Here is a 16,768-nt window from a genome sequence, read left to right on the forward strand (position 1 = left end):
TCATGGAGTGCCGAGTTAGCTGGTCGTTACAACGGAAGACCTTGCCCGCTTTCCCCGAGCGAACCGTCAGGGCCGCAGATCATCAACCGAGCCTGCTTGGGACACGATCACGGGATCTGGATGGGCGGCGAGCCAGCGCTGCAGTTCGGCGTGTCGGAACTGGTACGCGGGACCGGAGTAACGCATGAGGCCGGCAGAGCAGGCCCAGTCCAGGAAGCGGCCCAGTCGAAAGGGCAGCAGTCGGCGCGAGCACAACAGAAAGACCAGGTAGCGCCGCGCGGCGCTGAGACCCGATGCCTGGCCGGATGCGACAGCGGTGGCCGCTCCGACGACAAGACCCGTTCTCGGCTCCAGCAAGAGCGCCACGGTGCCGCCAACGGCCAGCCCTCCGAACAATCCAGTGGAGACGGCGTAAACCAGCCCGTACACAGTATCGTCGTGCAGCGCGACGGGAGGACTGACGGCCCTCGTCGGTGCCCCACGCAATCCGGCTGCCACACTGAACCGGTAGCCTGCGCCGAGCCCGGCGACCCAGCTCACGACTGCCCCAGTGGCTAGCGCGGCCGAGGAGCATCCGGCCGCGGCGAGCGCCGCGCCGACCGCGAGCCCGGCAGCAACACCAACGGCCGTGGCGAGGACGGGATTGACGACAAGGCCCACCACGAATCGGCCCCGCAGACCGGGCACGTGCCGCTTCTGCCAATCCAGCCTGCTGGGGCTGAGAGCGAGCGCGGCCGCCAGACCGGACGCCCCAGCCAGGGCCAGCACACTGGATGCCACCTCGGCGGCCCGGGGGGTCAGCCAGGCTACGGGGAGGACAGCGGTGGTCAGGCAGAAGGTCAGCAGCGCGTCCGCCACTCGGACCGTGCGGGGCCCGGCCAGCGGCCACAGGCTATGCACGGCGATGTCGGTCGTAGGAAATGCCGTGGCGCCGGTCCCCGCCAGATGCCCAGTGAGGTGATGCAGCCAGCGGTGGACCTGATCCGGCCGGTAGGAGGGTGGGGCAGGGTCGCCGAACGCCGGTTCGACAGCAGCCGGTATGTAGCGGCCTAAGAGATGCCGGTCGAGCGCATCCGTGTCGTGCAGCGCCAGCAGGCCCGCCGGGTCACCGTGATAGCGGTAGACGGTGGCGGTCAGCCCGAGCCGCCAGGGGGTCGACAGGGCCTCGGCGTGTATGCCGGAGGGGAAGGCAGCAAGGTGGTCCAGCAGCGGCTGCCAGCGAGTGTGGTCGCGGCAGCGCTCACGCAGATAGGTGAGCGCGGGTTCGGTGGCCACCGGCGAGATGACCGCCAGCGCGGAGTCGATCAGAGGCTCGCACGCAAGGAGCGCTTCGAAGTTCGCGATCCGGCTGGTGAGGACGAGCGGGCCTGCGTTCAGGCCCGCTTGGTGGGCGTTCAGGTGCTGCACGGCTGCCCTTGCCCGGCGTGCGTTCGGGTCCGGCGAGCCGTCGGCGCGTGGGGGATCCATTTCGTCCAGGCCGTCGAGGACGGGCAGCACCATGCCATGGGCCACCAGGCTCTCTGCCATCTCCCGGGGCCAGTCCAGGGCCTGCGTGAGATGGTCTACCAGCAGTTCGGACAGAGTGTGGGCGGTGTCCCACTGAGCCATGGGGATTCGCACCGGCACTGGGTCGACGTCGGCGCGGTCGGTGGCCAGGGCCAGGACCAGTTCCAGGGCCAGGACCGTCTTGCCGGAGCCGGGGACGCCGGCGATGACGAGTCGCTGGGGTCGGGTGGCCCTGAAGAACCCGGCGATGTCCGGATCCGTTCCGGGACTCCCGGAGCCGTGGAAGGTTCGCCCAGCCATCGGGGCCCGGGCCGTGCGCCCCGGCACCGTACGCAGCGTGTAGTGGAGGTCGATGCGCCGGATATCACCACCTAACAACTGGTGCCGCAGCTTGCGCTCGTTCTCCTGCACCTGAACGGCCAGCGTCGCTGCCCACTGCCGCACCAATTCGGCGTCCGTGCCGTTCCAGGGGCGCTGCAGCGCCGCCACCGCGGCCACCAGTCCCGCCACGCCGAGTGGCAGCCCCAGCAGCCCCGCGGTGTCCGCCGGTCCGAGCCCACCGCGCACCAACTGGGACACCGCGTACCCGGCAGTGGCCACTATCAGCACCGCACCGAGCACGACCCCCACGCGGCGCCGATCCCGTCCCCTTCGTCCCCCGATTCCCGCCATGCCTTGCTGCATACCCGTCAGCGGCACCGAACTCCCCCCTCCGCGGCGGCAGCGACACTTGCCCGGTCGAGCCCTCGCACGCGGCAGTTGGCGTCACGGGGCTGGGCCGAGATACCGCAGGACGGCCTTTGGCAGTCAGCCCGTTCCGCAGTCACCGGCCAGCAGGCGGGATACGGCGGACAGAGTCTGGAGAGGGCTGGTCAACGGATCCTGCTGGCAGCGATCCGGCAGGAGGGTCCCGTCGAGGATCACGTACGCCTTCGTCGACACCGCTCGTGCGGCTTCGCTGAGGGTGGGAGCGAGGGCGGCCGGGAGGTTGACGGCCTCGGTGATGTATCGGTAGGCGGTGGTGGTGCCGACCCCGAATCCGGCCGCGAGGGGGACGAGTTGCTGCTCGCCGCCGGTGCCGAAGTAGTAGGCAGCATCGACGGTGGGCCACCAGCTCTGCCGACGCCAGTCGCTGTCGGCGATGAGCCGACCGGCAGGGCCGGTGGTGATGGTAGTGAACACCACGGCGTCCCGGACGAGCCGGTGGATATGGCGTTCGACGGCCTCCGGGACGCGGGGGTGTTCCACCGCTGACCACTCCGCGTCCGCGGGCACCTGACGGTCCCCCTCCTCGCTTCGTGGGTGCCGACCAGATCACCCGGTCAGGCAGCTAACCCACCCAGTTACTCGTCGATCGCCGCAAGCCGACAGAGGACTATGGGGATCTCGTACTCCGCACCTCTCCTCAGGGTCTCTGCTGGGGAGAATTTGGGGAGTATGAGCGCCGCTGGGGAGCGCGTGGGGAGAATCAGCCGTGTAACGCGCAACGACCAGGAAAGTCGGAGAAAGATGCGTCTGCGCAGGTCAGGGTCGGCCGCTCTCACATTGCCGCAGGTCAGCGCCACCGAGTAGACAACTTCAAGAAGATCTCGTCGTGGGCGGCGATTCTCTTTGCTCCGACGCTCGTGGGGACCATTTACGGGATGAACTTCGAGCACATGCCGGAGTTGGGTTGGAGCTTCGGGTACCCCTTCGCGATCGGTCTGATGGGGGTGGTCTGCGTTGGTCTGTACGTGCTTTTCAAGCGACGGGACTGGCTCTAGAAACCGTGAACGTCGCGTCGAGGGCCAGGAACGCCATCGCCCGCGCGACCTCGCTGGTGGTGCCGGACGACCATCACCTGGCCGGCCGCGACTCGGCGTCGCCGCTTCGAGGACGCGCTCGAACTAGTCGCGAGCGGACAGGCGGTCACGGTCCTGCCGGTCGGCGCCCGGCGCGCCTCCCTGCGCGGCGACCTGGCCACCGTACCGGTCGAGGGCGTCCCCAGGAGCAGGGTCGTGGTCGCTACCCGGGTCGGCGACCCGAACCCGCTGGTGGCGGGCTTCGTCCAGGCCGCCCGCGCCCACCTCACTGGGTGCCCTGAGCATCGTGGAGACCGCCGATAAGGAGGTCCAGAGGAAAGCCCGCCTGGTGGTACCCGTCCGCGGCGTGACACGTGCCCGGCCCCGAGGCCTCATGGACAATGGCCGTGCAAAGGCCGGGGGAGGTCTTGGGGCGCCGGGCTTACAGGACCGTTCTTGACCCTCACACCGTGTCAGGCGGTCAACTCGGAGACATCATGTTCACCATCGGAGACTTCGCCCGGCACGGCCGCGTCTCAGTCCGGATGCTGCGTCACTACGACGCGACCGGCCTGCTGCGCCCGGCCCACGTCGACCCCGCCAGCGGCTACCGCTACTACACCGCCGCCCAACTCGCCCGCCTCAACCGGATCATCGCGCTCAAGGACCTCGGATTCACCCTCCAGCAGGTCCAGGACATCGTCGACGAGAAGGTCAGCGCGGAGGAACTGCGCGGCATGCTGCGGCTGCGGCAGGCCGAACTGGAGACCGCCATGGCTGCGGCAGGAGCGCGGCTGATCCAGGTCGAGGCGAGGCTCCGAGCGATCGAGAGCGAGGGGCGCATGCCCACGAACGACGTTGTGATCAAGAGTGTCCCCACCGTCCGGGTGGCGGAGCTGACCGCGACCGCCGCGAGTTACGAGCCCGAGGACATCGGCCCGGTCATCGGGCCGCTGTACGACGAGCTGTTCCGGCGCCTGGGCTCGGCGGGTGTCACCCCCACGGGCCCCGGTGTGGCCTACTACGAGGGCGCCCCGGAGGGCGGTGGCAGGATCAGCGTCCACGCCGCCGTCCAGGTCTCCGCCCCTCTCCAGGAGGGCGACTTCCGCATCCTCGACCTGCCGTCCCTCGACCAGGCGGCGACCATCGTGCACCGCGGCTCGATGGACACCGTGCTCCCCACCGCCCAGGCCCTGGCCCGCTGGATCGACGCCAACGGCTACCAGTCGACGGGATACGCCCGCGAGATCAACCTGGAGTGCCCCGAGAACCGCGACGACTGGGTCACGGAACTGCAGGCACCGGTGACCCGGATCTGACGTGAGAATCGGACTGTGAGGCGGCGGTAGCCGAACAGCCGGGCGATCTCCCGCTCTTCGCTGTTCATCATCGCGGACTCGGTGATCGTCGGGTTCGACGACGACCTGGTCCGCGAGGCCACCAGGCGCGGGTGCGTTCCCCGATGGGACGGGCGGCATCGGCCACCGCATGTGTCCACCTGTTTGAGAACGGCCAGGCCGACGTGGCGCCAAGTCCCGGCCCGCGGGACGACTGGCCGCGATGCCGCCGGTCGCAGATCCCGTCGACGCCTCGCCTGCCGCACCCCGGCCGCCTGAACGACGACGACGTCCATCTTGCGCAGGCCCTGGCGGACTCCGCGGCACTGGCCCTGATGCACTGGTCCACCGAGCCCGCCCGGGCCGACGACGTCATCACCCGCGTGCAGAGCGTCATCGCCTCCAAGGCCACCCTGGAGATCGCCAAGGGCATGATCGCGCAGTACGCGGACACCACCATCGCCGAAGCCGCGCAACTGCTCACCGCCTACGCGAGGCAGCGCCGGCTCCGTCTCACCGACACCGTCCAAGCCCTCGTCACCCGCGACATGAACCCGGCCGCCGTCGTCGAGGCAAAGCCCCGGACGTGACACGCACCCGTGTCGACCGCTGCGGTTGAACGTGCAGCGGCGTGCGTGACGGTGTGGAACCGGAAGTCGTCCGCGCCGTCGACCTGCGTGACCATGCCGATCCCCGTCCGCTTCATCCACGCGCTGCGGCTGGCGCCGAACGGGCCCGGACCGAATTGCCTGCCACCGGAGAGACGGCCCGCAGGCGGACGGAGTAGACCTCAGATACCGTTCCTGTGGACTGAGCGGGAGTGAGTCCGTTCAGCCGCGCGCCCCGAACGGTCTTGGGCGAGCTGGTCCCCGGCGTACTCGACCCCGGGTGGCGACACGCATCCTGTGCGTGATCCGGGCCCGGGAGGCCAGTTCCCTCACGACCTGGCCATGTGGGTACGGCCAAAAGAGACGGGGAGGCCCTGAACCATCCTCTGGTGGAGCAGGGGCCCCGTACGCTGACGCCGCACCCGGTGTCCCAGGTCGCACGACCACGTTAACCCGATCGGCCCAGGCCGCCGCAAGCCCAGAAGCCGACCATCACACGATCGAGCTAATGCGGCCTTGTATGCACTCCTTGGTGAGCAGCACCAACCCCCCGCGATCGGCACACCGGGGCCCGCGAGACCCGGGTCACATTCTCGTTGCGGGCAAGGTCACAGCCCTTCCCCCTCCTGCTCCTTTGGGGGTCTGGCCTAGCATCCGAGCATGACGGTCCTGCCTGACGACGGGCTCTCGCTGGCCGCCGAGTTCCCTGACGCGAACCTTGAACAGTGGCACGGCCTGGTGGCCGGTGTCCTGCGCAAGTCGGGCAAGGAAGTCTCCGGCACGGCAGCTGAGGACGCCCTGTCCACCGCGCTCGAGGACGGGCTGCGCACCCGCCCCCTGTACACGGCGCACGATGCCGCACCCGACCCCGGCTTCCCCGGCTTCGCACCCTTCGTGCGCGGCGCCCGCGCCGAGGGGAACACCACCGGCGGCTGGGACGTACGGCAGCGGCACGCGGTCGCCGACAACACCGCGGTGCTCACGGACCTGGAGAACGGCGTCACCTCGCTGTGGCTGGTCGCGGGCGAGGGCGGCATCCCGGTCGCCTCGCTCGGCAAGGTCCTCGACGGCGTCTACCTCGACCTCGCGCCGGTCGCCCTGGACGCGGGTGGCCAATTCGCCTCCGCCGCACAGGAGTTGCTGCGGCTCTACGACGAGCGCGGCATCGACGGGAAGGCCGCGCGCGGCAGTCTCGGCGCCGATCCGCTGGGCCACGAGGCGCGTACGGGCGAGGCCTCGGACTTCGCGCCGGTCGTCCCGCTCGCCCGCCGGTGCGCCGAGGAGTACCCCGGGCTGCGGGCGCTGACCGTGGACGCGCTGCCGTACCACGAGGCCGGCGGCTCGGCCGCGCAGGAGCTGGGCGCCTCGATCGCCACCGGTGTCGCCTATCTGCGGGAGCTGACCGAGGCCGGACTGAGTGTGGAACAGGCCTGCGCCCAGCTGGAGTTCCGGTACGCGGCGACGGCCGACCAGTTCCTGACGATCGCCAAGCTGCGCGCCGCGCGCCGGCTGTGGGCGCGGGTCGCCGAGGTGTGCGGGGCGCCCGCTGCCGGCGCTCAGGCGCAGCACGCCGTGGTGTCGCCGGTGATGATGACCCGCCGCGACCCGTGGGTGAACATGCTGCGCGCGACGATCGCCACCCTGGCCGCCGGGGTCGGCGGGGCCGACGCCATCACCGTGCTGCCCTTCGACCACGCGCTCGGTCTGCCGGACGCGTTCGCCCGGCGGATCGCCCGCAACACCTCGACGATCCTGGTCGAGGAGTCGCATCTGTCCCGGGTGATCGACCCGGCGGGCGGCTCCTGGTACGTGGAGCGGCTCACCGACGAACTCGCCGAGGCCGCCTGGCGGTTCTTCCGGACGATCGAACGCGACGGCGGCCAGGCAGCCGTCCTGCGCTCCGGCCGCCTCCGCACGGACCTGGCGACGACGTGGGCGCAGCGCTCCAAGAAGCTCGCGACGCGCCGTGAACCCGTCACCGGCGTCAGCGAGTTCCCGTTCCTGTCCGAGAAGCCGGTCGTGCGGGACCCCGCCCCCGGGCAGCCGGCGGGCGGTCTGCCCCGCGTCCGGCGCGACGAGGCGTACGAGGACCTGCGCGCCCGCTCCGACGCCCACCTCGCGGCGACCGGGTCCCGGCCGCGGGTCTTCCTGGCCGCGATCGGCCCCGCCGCCGCCCACACCGCGCGCACGACCTTCGCCGCCAACCTCTTCCAGGCCGGCGGCATCGAGCCCGTCACCGAGGGCACCTTCGAGGAGAGCGGCGCCACCGAGGTCTGCCTGTGCTCCAGCGACGCGCTGTACGAGGAACGGGCCGAGGACGTCGCAGGGACCCTGAAGGCGGCAGGCGCGCGGCATGTGTTCCTCGCCGGGCGGCCCGGGCAGTACGCCGACGTGGACTCCTATGTCTTCGCGGGCTGCGACGCCGTCTCCGTGCTCACCGCCACCCTCGACCGCATGGGAGTGTCCTGATGGGAATCCCCGACTTCACCGGCATCGAGCTGGGGACCCCGACCACCGCCGGCGGCGCCGACGAGTGGCGTACGGCTGTCAAGAACGCCACCGAGGGCGCCGAGCCCGTCTGGGAGACGCCGGAGGGCATCGAGGTCAAGCCGCTCTACACCGGCCGTGACCTGGAGGGCCTGGACTTCCTGGAGACGTACCCGGGTGTGGCCCCGTATCTGCGCGGGCCGTATCCGACGATGTACGTCAACCAGCCCTGGACGATCCGCCAGTACGCGGGCTTCTCCACCGCCGAGGAGTCCAACGCCTTCTACCGGCGCAACCTCGCGGCCGGCCAGAAGGGCCTGTCGGTCGCCTTCGACCTGCCCACGCACCGCGGTTACGACAGCGACCACCCGCGGGTGACCGGTGACGTCGGCATGGCGGGTGTCGCCATCGACTCGATCCTCGACATGCGGCAGCTGTTCGACGGCATTCCGCTGGACAAGATGTCCGTGTCGATGACGATGAACGGCGCCGTGCTGCCGGTGCTGGCGCTGTACATCGTCGCCGCGGAGGAACAGGGCGTACCGCCCGAGAAGTTGGCCGGGACCATCCAGAACGACATCCTCAAGGAGTTCATGGTCCGCAACACCTACATCTATCCGCCGAAGCCGTCGATGCGGATCATCTCCGACATCTTCGCCTACACCTCGCAGCGGATGCCCCGCTACAACTCGATCTCCATCTCGGGCTATCACGTCCAGGAGGCGGGTGCCACGGCGGACCTGGAGCTGGCGTACACCCTCGCGGACGGCGTGGAGTACCTCCGGGCGGGCCGTGAAGTCGGCCTGGACGTGGACGCGTTCGCGCCCCGGCTGTCCTTCTTCTGGGCGATCGGCATGAACTTCTTCATGGAGATCGCCAAGCTGCGCGCGGCGCGCCTGCTGTGGGCCAAGCTGGTCCGGCAGTTCGACCCGCAGAACCCCAAGTCCCTTTCCCTGCGCACCCATTCGCAGACCTCGGGTTGGTCGCTGACCGCGCAGGACGTGTTCAACAACGTGACGCGCACCTGTGTCGAGGCGATGGCGGCGACGCAGGGCCACACCCAGTCGCTGCACACCAACGCCCTCGACGAGGCACTGGCGCTGCCCACCGACTTCTCCGCGCGCATCGCCCGCAACACCCAACTGCTGATCCAGCAGGAGTCCGGCACCACCCGGGTCATCGACCCGTGGGGCGGCAGCGCGTACGTGGAGAAGCTGACGTACGACCTCGCCCGCAAGGCCTGGCAGCACATCCAGGAGGTGGAGGCGGCGGGCGGCATGGCCAAGGCGATCGACGCCGGCATCCCCAAGCTGCGTATCGAGGAGGCCGCGGCCCGCACCCAGGCCCGTATCGACTCCGGGCGCCAGCCGGTGATCGGCGTCAACAAGTACCGGGTCGAGACCGACGAGGCGATCGACGTCCTCAAGGTCGACAACTCCTCCGTGCGGACCCAGCAGATCGAGAAGCTGCGGCGGCTGCGCGCGGAGCGGGACGAGACCGCGTGCCGGGACGCGCTGGACGCGCTGACCCGGGCCGCCGACGGCGAAGGCAACCTCCTGGAGCTGGCCGTGCACGCGGCCCGCGCGAAGGCCACCGTCGGCGAGATCTCCGACGCCCTGGAGAAGGTGTACGGCCGGCACGCGAGCCAGATCCGTACGATCTCCGGCGTGTACCGCAACGAAGCAGGGGAGTCCCCGTCCGTGGACCGCACCCGCGCGCTCGTGGACGCCTTCGACGAGGCCGAGGGCCGCCGCCCGCGCATCCTGGTCGCCAAGATGGGCCAGGACGGCCACGACCGCGGCCAGAAGGTGATCGCCACCGCCTTCGCCGACCTCGGCTTCGACGTCGACGTCGGCCCGCTGTTCCAGACCCCGGGCGAGGTGGCCCGGCAGGCCGTGGAGGCCGACGTGCACATCGTCGGCGTCTCGTCCCTGGCCGCGGGACACCTCACCCTCGTACCGGCGCTGCGCGAGGCGCTCGCCGAGGAGGGCCGGGAGGACATCATGATCGTGGTGGGCGGGGTCATTCCGCCGCAGGACGTGCCGACCCTCCTCGAGATGGGCGCGGCGGCCGTGTTCCCGCCGGGGACGGTGATCCCGGACGCGGCGTACGACCTGGTCGAGCGTCTGTCGGCCGACCTCGGGCACGGGCAGTGATCGATCTCGACGCCTATGTGAAGGGAGTACTCGACGGGAAGCGGGCGATCGTGGCCCGCGCCATCACCCTCGTCGAGTCCACCCACCCCCGACATCGGTCGCAGGCACAGGAGTTGCTCACCGAGCTACTCCCGCACAGCGGCCGGGCGCGGCGGATCGGGGTGAGTGGGGTGCCGGGCGTGGGCAAGTCGACGTTCATCGACGCGTTCGGCACGATGCTGACCTCGCTCGGGCATCGGGTGGCCGTTCTCGCCGTGGACCCCTCCTCCAGCCGCACCGGGGGCTCGATCCTCGGCGACAAGACCCGGATGGAGCGCCTGGCCGTCGACCCGGCGGCCTTCGTACGGCCCTCCCCCAGCGCGGGCACGCTCGGCGGAGTAGCGAAGGCGACCCGGGAGTCGATGGTCGTGATGGAGGCCGCCGGCTACGACGTGATCCTGGTCGAGACCGTCGGCGTCGGGCAGTCGGAGACCGCGGTCGCCGACATGGTCGACTCCTTCCTCCTGCTGAGTCTGGCCCGCACCGGTGACCAGCTCCAGGGCATCAAGAAGGGCGTCCTGGAACTCGCCGACGTGATCGCGGTCAACAAGGCGGACGGCCCGCACGAGCGCGACGCCCGCTCGGCCGCACGTGAACTGGCGGGCGCACTGCGGCTCATGCACGGCAAGGACGCCTTCTGGACTCCCCCGGTGCTGAGTTGCAGTGCCCGCGAGTCGACCGGCCTCGACGTGGTGTGGGAGCGGCTCGAGCAGCACCGGACGCTCCTCGACTCCACCGGGCGGCTCACCGCCAAGCGGCGGGACCAGCAGGTCGGCTGGGCCTGGGCGATGGTGCGGGACGAGCTCCTCGGCCGCCTGCACGCCGACCCGGCCGTGCGGTCCCTCGCCCCGGACCTCGAACAGCAGGTCCGGGACGGGCAGTTGACGGCCACGCTGGCCGCCGAACGGATCCTTGAGGCGTTCGGTCAGGACACCGAGCGCAGGTAGGTGGGTTCCGCTCGACGCCGCTCTCCCAGCGCCGCCGTGGGCCCCGGCGGTCAGGCCCGTGGAATGTCCCTGCCGGTCGGCCGGTACTCCAGCAGCAGAACCCGCCCGTCCAGGGCCCGGTGCCCGATCATGGCCAGGTCGGCAGAGGCGGTGCCCGCGAAGAACGGCTCGCGGCCCGACGCCCCCAGCAGCAGGGGGAACGTCATGAGCCTGAGCCGGTCGACGAGACCGGCGCCACACAGCCGGCGTGCCACGGAGAGGCTCCCCATGGTGCGGATCGGTACGTCACTCTCGCGCTTGAGCCGGCCGACCTCGGCGACGACGTCGTCACGGCAGACGCGGGTGTTCGGCCACACGGCCGCCTCCAGCGTCCCCGAGAACACGATCTTGTTCAGCTGGGCCAGCCGATGCGACGACGCGTCCCACGCCTCCTCGGGCAGGCCCGCGAGCGCCTCGTAGGTCCGTCGTCCGAGGATCACGAGTTGCGGCAGGGCGAGTTCGGCGGTGATCCACTCCTCGAGCTCGGGGCCGGGGTATCCGAAGTAGCCGGGCGAGGTCGCCCCGCCCGCCCATCCGTCGACCGAGAGGAACACATCGACGGTCACGGGTTGTGTCCGGGTCTGCATGGCCGGTCCTCCGGGTTCTCCTGCGTCGTGGCCCTTGCACCGGATACGTCGAAGCCGAGCCGGACTTCTCGACACGCACCGGAGGTCGGTCCACTCGGCACACGCCGGCGGTCGGACTTCCCGGCAGGAGCGGCCCGTTCGTTCCCCGCGGCGACGCCCCGGGCGCGAGCCCCGTCCCGCCGACCGCGGCGCTGCGTAGGGCGCGGAAAGGTCCTCGGGCGGTCCGGCCTTGAGGACGTAGCCGCGTGCGACCGCCTCCTGTGCCCGTACGACATCGACCCGTCCGGAGAAGCCTGCGAAGATCACCACGGGCACCTCTGGAGCCCGGGCGGCCGACGCGGACCGCTTCGACCCCATCGGCCACGCCCGTGCCTCGCGCGGCACCGCGTCGTCCGTACGACCAGGTGGGCCAAGTCGTCCTCCCCGCACCGGAGTTGACGGGTCGGCAGCGGAGGTGCTCCAGGCACTCCGCGCCGGCCGCGAAGTGCCGCTCGTCGGCAGCGGTCGGCGTCGGAGTCTCCGACGCGGTCGGGGGAACTCCTGGGCGTCACACAGCCGGTCGGGGCGGGGGGGTCTGAGACTCCGGCCCCGCCTCCCGCACCGGCACGTCGTCGGACGGGATCGGTGAGGTCTCCCGCACCTTGGCGACGGCCACCGCCATCTGCTGGCGCAGCTCCTCCGGCACCTGGGCGCCGTGGACGGCTCTCATCAGGTCCTGCGCCAGGTGGTGCAGCTTGGTGTTGGTGTTCTGGGAGGCGCTGACGAGCACTGTCCAGGCGTCCTCGGCGCTCAGCCCGAAGGTGGCCATGACGATTCCGCGGGCCACGTCGATGGTCGGCCGAGTCCGCATCGCCCGGCGCAGCTGGTCCACCTCCAGGCGCAGCTCCTGATCGACGTCCATGGCCCCGGACCGCTCCTCGGGGACGGGCGCGTGCCCGGCGGCCGGGGCGTCGGAGTTTCCAGAGTTCTCGGTCACGAACAGCTCCCGGGCACCGGTCAGCTCGAGCAGGCGTCCGACGGCCGGGCTGTACGCCTGGACGGTGACCGTCTTGCCCTGGGCCAGGGCCTCCCGGCGCAGGTCCAGCAGGAGGTTGAGGCCGCCGCAGTCGCAGAACGCGACTCCGTCCAGATGCAGATCCACCCCGGTGGCCGAGCGATCGAGGACGGCGTACAGCTCGGACTGGAGCGCCTGGGCTCCGATGTCGAACTCACCGCGGCAGGTGACGTTCGTCCGTTCCCCGGCCACCACGGCCTCGATCGTGGCCAGACACGGCGGACGCGCGTCCAGCGTGGTGAGGCGCTGCGCCGAGTGCGCAGGTTCCGGCATGGCCCTCTCCCTCATGTGCTCGGCTGCCTCCGCCTCTCAGATTCCCTCTCCCCACCCACGTACGTCAACCAATACATGAAATTAAGTTCCGGTTTTTGAATGCGTGAACATATGGTCGCTAGACTGCTGCCATGGATGGAGTGCCCGAATCTCACACCGGATGGACGTTCGTCACCAATCACGCGCGGGTGCTGGCGGTGATCGCCGACAATCACAGCGCCCGGATCCGCGACATCGCGGCGCACTGCCGCCTCACCGAACGCGCCGTCCAGAAGATCATTTCCGACCTGGAGCAGGACGGATACCTCTCGCACGTACGGGAGGGTCGCACCAACACCTACCGCATCGAGCCGGGCAAGGTCCTGCGCCATCCCGCCGAGGCCGGCCTGACGGTGGCGTCACTGCTCTCCCTGCTCGTCCAGGACGAGGCGGACCGCAACCCGCTCCCCGACAGCCGGCGGCACACGCCGGCCTGATGCGGCGCACGGGACCCACCCGCCCCGGCAGGCGTCTGCTGTAGCGGAAACACACCTCGACGCGACCTCGATCAGCGGGGGTGAGATTCCGGAAACGCCGTGTTCATGACACTCGGGCCCGCAGGTAACAACCGCTTTCTAGCGTGACGGGCCGTGGGATCCGAGTCGTATACAGGGTCATGAACCGCTCATGACGGCCCGTCGACCTCCCGGCCTGCCGACGACGCCAAGGCGGGGCTCCCACGCATCCCCCACCGCCCGCACGAGCAGCACCGGGAGGCGTGACATGAGCACCACAGAGTCGCGGCCGGCAACGGCAGACCCGTCGAAATCCGCCGATCAGGCTGTCAAGGAGACCCTGGAGGACTACACCCTCCGGTTCGCGCCCCGCAGTTACCGTCGCTGGACTCCCATGGTCGTGGCCACCACGGCACTCGGCGGCATCGCCTACATGGCCGACTTCTCCATCGGCGCCGGCATCGGCCTGGCCCATGGCACCGGCAACGCGCTCGTGGCGATCGCGGTCGCCGCCGTCGTCATCTTCGTCACCGGCTTCCCTCTCGCCTACTACGGCGCCCGCTACAACATCGACCTCGACCTGATCACCCGCGGCTCCGGCTTCGGCTACTACGGGTCGGTCCTCACCAGCGTCATCTTCGCCAGCTTCACCTTCATCTTCTTCGCCCTCGAAGGCTCGATCATGGCCCAGGGCCTCAAGCTCGGCCTCGGACTGCCCTTGTGGCTGGGTTACCTCGTCTCCACGCTGATGGTGATCCCGCTGGTCATCTACGGCATGAAGGCGCTCAGCAAGCTCCAGGTCTGGACGACCCCGGTCTGGCTGCTGCTGATGGTCGGCCCGCTGGTCTATCTCGTCGCCACCGACCCGGGCACCGTCGACCGCTTCCTCGCCTACGCGGGCACCGACGGCGACGGCGGCGTCAACACCGCCTCCGTGCTGCTGGGCGCGGGTGTGTGCCTCTCGCTCATCGCGCAGATCGGTGAGCAGATCGACTATCTGCGCTTCATGCCGCCCAAGACCGAGGCGAACAAGCGCACTTGGTGGACCGCGGTGGTCATGGCCGGACCCGGCTGGGTGGTGCTCGGCGCGCTCAAGCAGGCCATCGGTGTCTTCCTCGCCGTCTACATCCTGGCCAAGGTCGGACCGGACGTCGCGCCCGAGCCGATCCAGCAGTTCAAGGGCGCCTTCGACGCGATGATGCCGTCCTGGCTGGTGCTCCCGCTGGCCGTGGCCCTCGTCGTGATCAGCCAGATCAAGATCAACGTGACGAACGCCTACTCCGGCTCGCTCGCCTGGACCAACTCCTTCACCCGGCTCACCAAGCACTACCCCGGCCGCATGGTCTTCGTCCTGGTCAACCTGGGCTTCGCGCTGGTCCTGATGGAGGCCGACATGTTCAGCTTCCTCAACGACATCCTGGGCTTCTACTCGAACTGCGCGATCGCCTGGGTCGTCACCGTCGCCACCGACATCGGCATCAACAAGTACCTGCTGAAGCTCTCCCCGCTCCAGCCCGAGTTCCGCCGCGGCATGCTCTACGCCGTCAACCCGGTGGGTGTCGTGGCCTTCGTCGCCGCCTCCGGGCTGTCCATCGCCATGTACTTCCACGGCCTCGGCGACACCCTCCAGCCGTACTCCCCCGTCGCCGCCGCCGTCATCGCCTTCGTCCTCACCCCGCTGATGGCGATCGTCACCAAGGGCAAGTACTACCTGCGCCGCTCGGACGACGGCATCGACGAGCCCCTCCTCGACGCGGAGGGCAACCCCAGCGCGGTCACCTACGACTGCCACGTCTGCCACCAGCCCTACGAGCGCCCGGACCTGGCCGCCTGCGCCACCCACGACGCGGTGGTCTGCTCCCTGTGCCTGAGCACGGACAAGACCGGGGACCACGTCCTGCCCGCCACCGTCTGACACCACCCGGTACGCCCTCCAGTCGGGGGGCGTACCGTGCCGGCGGCGGGAGCCGGTTGCCGCCAAAAGGCGCTCCCCGCCGGTCACTTGACCTCCCCCTCGGTCTGCCTCACTCTCGGGCGGCCGCGCCGAACCACCTGGGCAGCCGGTCGAGCAGTTCCCGCTGGTCCTCGCCGACCCACGCCACATGGCCGTCCGGTCGCAGCAGTACCGCGGGCGCGTCCAGTTCCTCGCTGACGTCGACGACATGGTCGACCCGGTCCGACCAACCGGCCACCGAGAGCCGGCCGGTCTGGTCTAGCAGCAGTCCGCGGCCCGCGTGCATCAGCCCGTAGAGGCGGCCGCGCTTCAGCGTGAGGTCCCGCAGGCGCCGGCCGAGCAGTACATGGCCCGCACCGAAGTCGTAGCGGACACCGATCGCGGTGATCTTCTCGATCAGGTACCGGTTCACCTCGTCGAAGTCCATCAGCTGCGCGAGCAGCCGACGCACCGCCTGCGGCCCCGGCTCGGTGGACAGCAGCTCCATCTGCGCACGGGTGTTGCTCAGCACGTCGGCGGCCACCGGGTGCCGTTCGGCGTGGTAGCTGTCCAGCAGGTCCCGCGGTGCCCAGCCGGCCACCTCGGCGGCCAGTTTCCAGCCCAGGTTGAACGCGTCCTGGATACCGAGGTTGAGGCCCTGCCCGCCCACCGGCGGGTGGACGTGCGCCGCGTCACCGGCAAGCAGCACCCGGCCGATCCGGTAGCGCTCGGCCTGCCGGGTGGCGTCCCCGAAGCGGGAGAGCCAGCGTGGTGAGTGCACGCCGAAGTCCGTGCCGGCGACCGCCCTGAGCTGTCGCTTGAAGTCCTCCAGGGTCGGCGCGACCGAGCGGTCCCCGGTCACCGCCTCGGCGGGCACGACGACGCGGTACAGCCCGTCCCCGACCGGACCGAGGCCGAACAGCTTCTGGGTTTGCCGGACTTCGCTCACCACGGCGGCCACCGTCTCCGGCGGCACGCCCACCTCCATCGCGCCCAGCAGGATCTCGACCTCGGCGGGCGCGCCGGGGAAACCGACACCGAGCAGCTTGCGCACCGTGCTGCGACCGCCGTCGCAGCCGACGAGATAGCGCGAGCGCAGCCGTGTGCCGTCGGCGAGTTCGGCGCTCACCCCGTCGGTGTCCTGGCTCAGCCCGACCAGCTCGCAGCCGCGCCGGACCTCGGTGCCGAGCTCGACGGCGTGCTCGGCCAGCAGGCGGTCGGTGACCGTCTGCGGGATGCCGAGGACATAGGCGTGCGCGCTGTCCAGCCGGGCAGGCCAGGGCTTGTCGATGGCGGCGAAGAAACCGCCTGCCTCTAACCGCTTTCCGTGCGCGAGGAACCGCTCCAGCAGCCCGCGCTGGTCCATCACCTCGATGCTGCGCACGTGCAGGCCGAGCGAGCGGACGATCTCGGTCGGCTCCGCCGCCTTCTCCAGCACGACCACCCGCACACCGTGCAACCGCAACTCGGCGGCCAGCATCAGACCGGTCGGTCCGCCACCGGCGATGATCACGTCGAACACTGAAT

The 16,768-nt window shown here is 70.3% G+C and carries 12 protein-coding genes and 2 pseudogenes; 9 read left to right on the forward strand and 5 right to left on the reverse strand.

Annotated features, from left to right (window positions below; all coding sequences use genetic code 11):
- Window positions 1-66: 66 nt before the first annotated feature.
- Both RNB18_RS22990 and RNB18_RS53750 read right to left on the reverse strand, forming a co-directional pair.
- Window positions 67-2,136 (reverse strand): NACHT domain-containing protein, encoded by a 2,070-nt coding sequence (locus RNB18_RS22990; RefSeq protein WP_311715976.1) that lies wholly within the window; start codon window positions 2,134-2,136, stop codon window positions 67-69.
- A gap of 249 nt (window positions 2,137-2,385) precedes the next feature.
- Window positions 2,386-2,659 (reverse strand): annotated as a pseudogene (locus RNB18_RS53750) (IS5/IS1182 family transposase); the annotation flags it as partial.
- A 418-nt stretch (window positions 2,660-3,077) separates the two neighbouring features.
- On the opposite strand from RNB18_RS53750, the pseudogene RNB18_RS23000 reads away from it, so the two are divergent.
- The 7 genes and pseudogenes from RNB18_RS23000 to meaB all read left to right on the forward strand — a co-directional run.
- Window positions 3,078-3,269: pseudogene (locus tag RNB18_RS23000) on the forward strand (CorA family divalent cation transporter); the annotation flags it as partial.
- 72 nt (window positions 3,270-3,341) lie between these two features.
- Window positions 3,342-3,611: a LysR substrate-binding domain-containing protein gene (locus RNB18_RS23005; RefSeq protein WP_311716033.1), complete on the forward strand. Its 270-nt coding sequence runs from the start codon at window positions 3,342-3,344 to the stop codon at window positions 3,609-3,611.
- A 173-nt stretch (window positions 3,612-3,784) separates the two neighbouring features.
- Window positions 3,785-4,606: a MerR family transcriptional regulator gene (locus tag RNB18_RS23010; protein ID WP_311715977.1), complete on the forward strand. Its 822-nt coding sequence runs from the start codon at window positions 3,785-3,787 to the stop codon at window positions 4,604-4,606.
- A 203-nt stretch (window positions 4,607-4,809) separates the two neighbouring features.
- Complete coding sequence (locus tag RNB18_RS23015) at window positions 4,810-5,214, forward strand: ANTAR domain-containing protein (protein ID WP_311715978.1); 405 nt, start codon at window positions 4,810-4,812, stop codon at window positions 5,212-5,214.
- Window positions 5,215-5,892: 678 nt separating this feature from the next.
- Window positions 5,893-7,701 (forward strand): methylmalonyl-CoA mutase family protein, encoded by a 1,809-nt coding sequence (locus RNB18_RS23020; protein ID WP_311715979.1) that lies wholly within the window; start codon window positions 5,893-5,895, stop codon window positions 7,699-7,701.
- The gene (gene scpA / locus RNB18_RS23025; RefSeq protein ID WP_311715980.1) at window positions 7,701-9,875 is read left to right on the forward strand and encodes a methylmalonyl-CoA mutase; all 2,175 of its coding nucleotides are present in this window, start codon (window positions 7,701-7,703) and stop codon (window positions 9,873-9,875) included. The genes RNB18_RS23020 and scpA overlap by 1 nt, the downstream gene beginning before the upstream one ends.
- Window positions 9,872-10,861 (forward strand): methylmalonyl Co-A mutase-associated GTPase MeaB, encoded by a 990-nt coding sequence (meaB, locus tag RNB18_RS23030; RefSeq protein WP_059206911.1) that lies wholly within the window; start codon window positions 9,872-9,874, stop codon window positions 10,859-10,861. The genes scpA and meaB overlap by 4 nt, the downstream gene beginning before the upstream one ends.
- A gap of 50 nt (window positions 10,862-10,911) precedes the next feature.
- Here the strand turns inward: meaB and RNB18_RS23035 are convergent, their stop codons facing one another.
- Together RNB18_RS23035 and RNB18_RS23040 are read right to left on the reverse strand one after the other, a co-directional pair.
- Window positions 10,912-11,487, reverse strand: a complete 576-nt coding sequence (locus RNB18_RS23035; protein ID WP_311715981.1) for a dihydrofolate reductase family protein — start codon at window positions 11,485-11,487, stop codon at window positions 10,912-10,914.
- Between the two features lie 547 nt (window positions 11,488-12,034).
- Window positions 12,035-12,814, reverse strand: a complete 780-nt coding sequence (locus RNB18_RS23040) for an ANTAR domain-containing protein (RefSeq protein WP_311715982.1) — start codon at window positions 12,812-12,814, stop codon at window positions 12,035-12,037.
- Between the two features lie 131 nt (window positions 12,815-12,945).
- Between RNB18_RS23040 and RNB18_RS23045 the strand changes: the two genes are divergently transcribed.
- Both RNB18_RS23045 and RNB18_RS23050 read left to right on the forward strand, forming a co-directional pair.
- Entirely contained in the window at window positions 12,946-13,290 is a 345-nt protein-coding gene (locus RNB18_RS23045; RefSeq protein WP_311715983.1) for a helix-turn-helix transcriptional regulator, read from the forward strand.
- 286 nt (window positions 13,291-13,576) lie between these two features.
- Window positions 13,577-15,223, forward strand: coding sequence for a purine-cytosine permease family protein (locus RNB18_RS23050; RefSeq protein WP_311715984.1), 1,647 nt, complete (start codon window positions 13,577-13,579; stop codon window positions 15,221-15,223).
- Between the two features lie 109 nt (window positions 15,224-15,332).
- Here the strand turns inward: RNB18_RS23050 and rox are convergent, their stop codons facing one another.
- Window positions 15,333-16,763, reverse strand: coding sequence for a rifampin monooxygenase (rox, locus tag RNB18_RS23055; protein WP_311715985.1), 1,431 nt, complete (start codon window positions 16,761-16,763; stop codon window positions 15,333-15,335).
- Window positions 16,764-16,768 lie beyond the last annotated feature (5 nt).

The organism is Streptomyces doebereineriae (assembly GCF_031845645.1).
GTDB lineage: Bacteria > Actinomycetota > Actinomycetes > Streptomycetales > Streptomycetaceae > Streptomyces > Streptomyces canus.

Coding starts and splice junctions, on each gene's coding strand:
- RNB18_RS23010 (WP_311715977.1), top strand. CDS start 3,785: ATGTTCACCATCGGAGACTTCGCCCGGCACGGCCGCGTCTCAGTCCGG.
- RNB18_RS23020 (WP_311715979.1), top strand. CDS start 5,893: ATGACGGTCCTGCCTGACGACGGGCTCTCGCTGGCCGCCGAGTTCCCT.
- scpA (WP_311715980.1), top strand. CDS start 7,701: ATGGGAATCCCCGACTTCACCGGCATCGAGCTGGGGACCCCGACCACC.
- RNB18_RS23035 (WP_311715981.1), bottom strand. CDS start 11,487: ATGCAGACCCGGACACAACCCGTGACCGTCGATGTGTTCCTCTCGGTC.
- RNB18_RS23040 (WP_311715982.1), bottom strand. CDS start 12,814: ATGCCGGAACCTGCGCACTCGGCGCAGCGCCTCACCACGCTGGACGCG.
- RNB18_RS23045 (WP_311715983.1), top strand. CDS start 12,946: ATGGATGGAGTGCCCGAATCTCACACCGGATGGACGTTCGTCACCAAT.
- RNB18_RS23050 (WP_311715984.1), top strand. CDS start 13,577: ATGAGCACCACAGAGTCGCGGCCGGCAACGGCAGACCCGTCGAAATCC.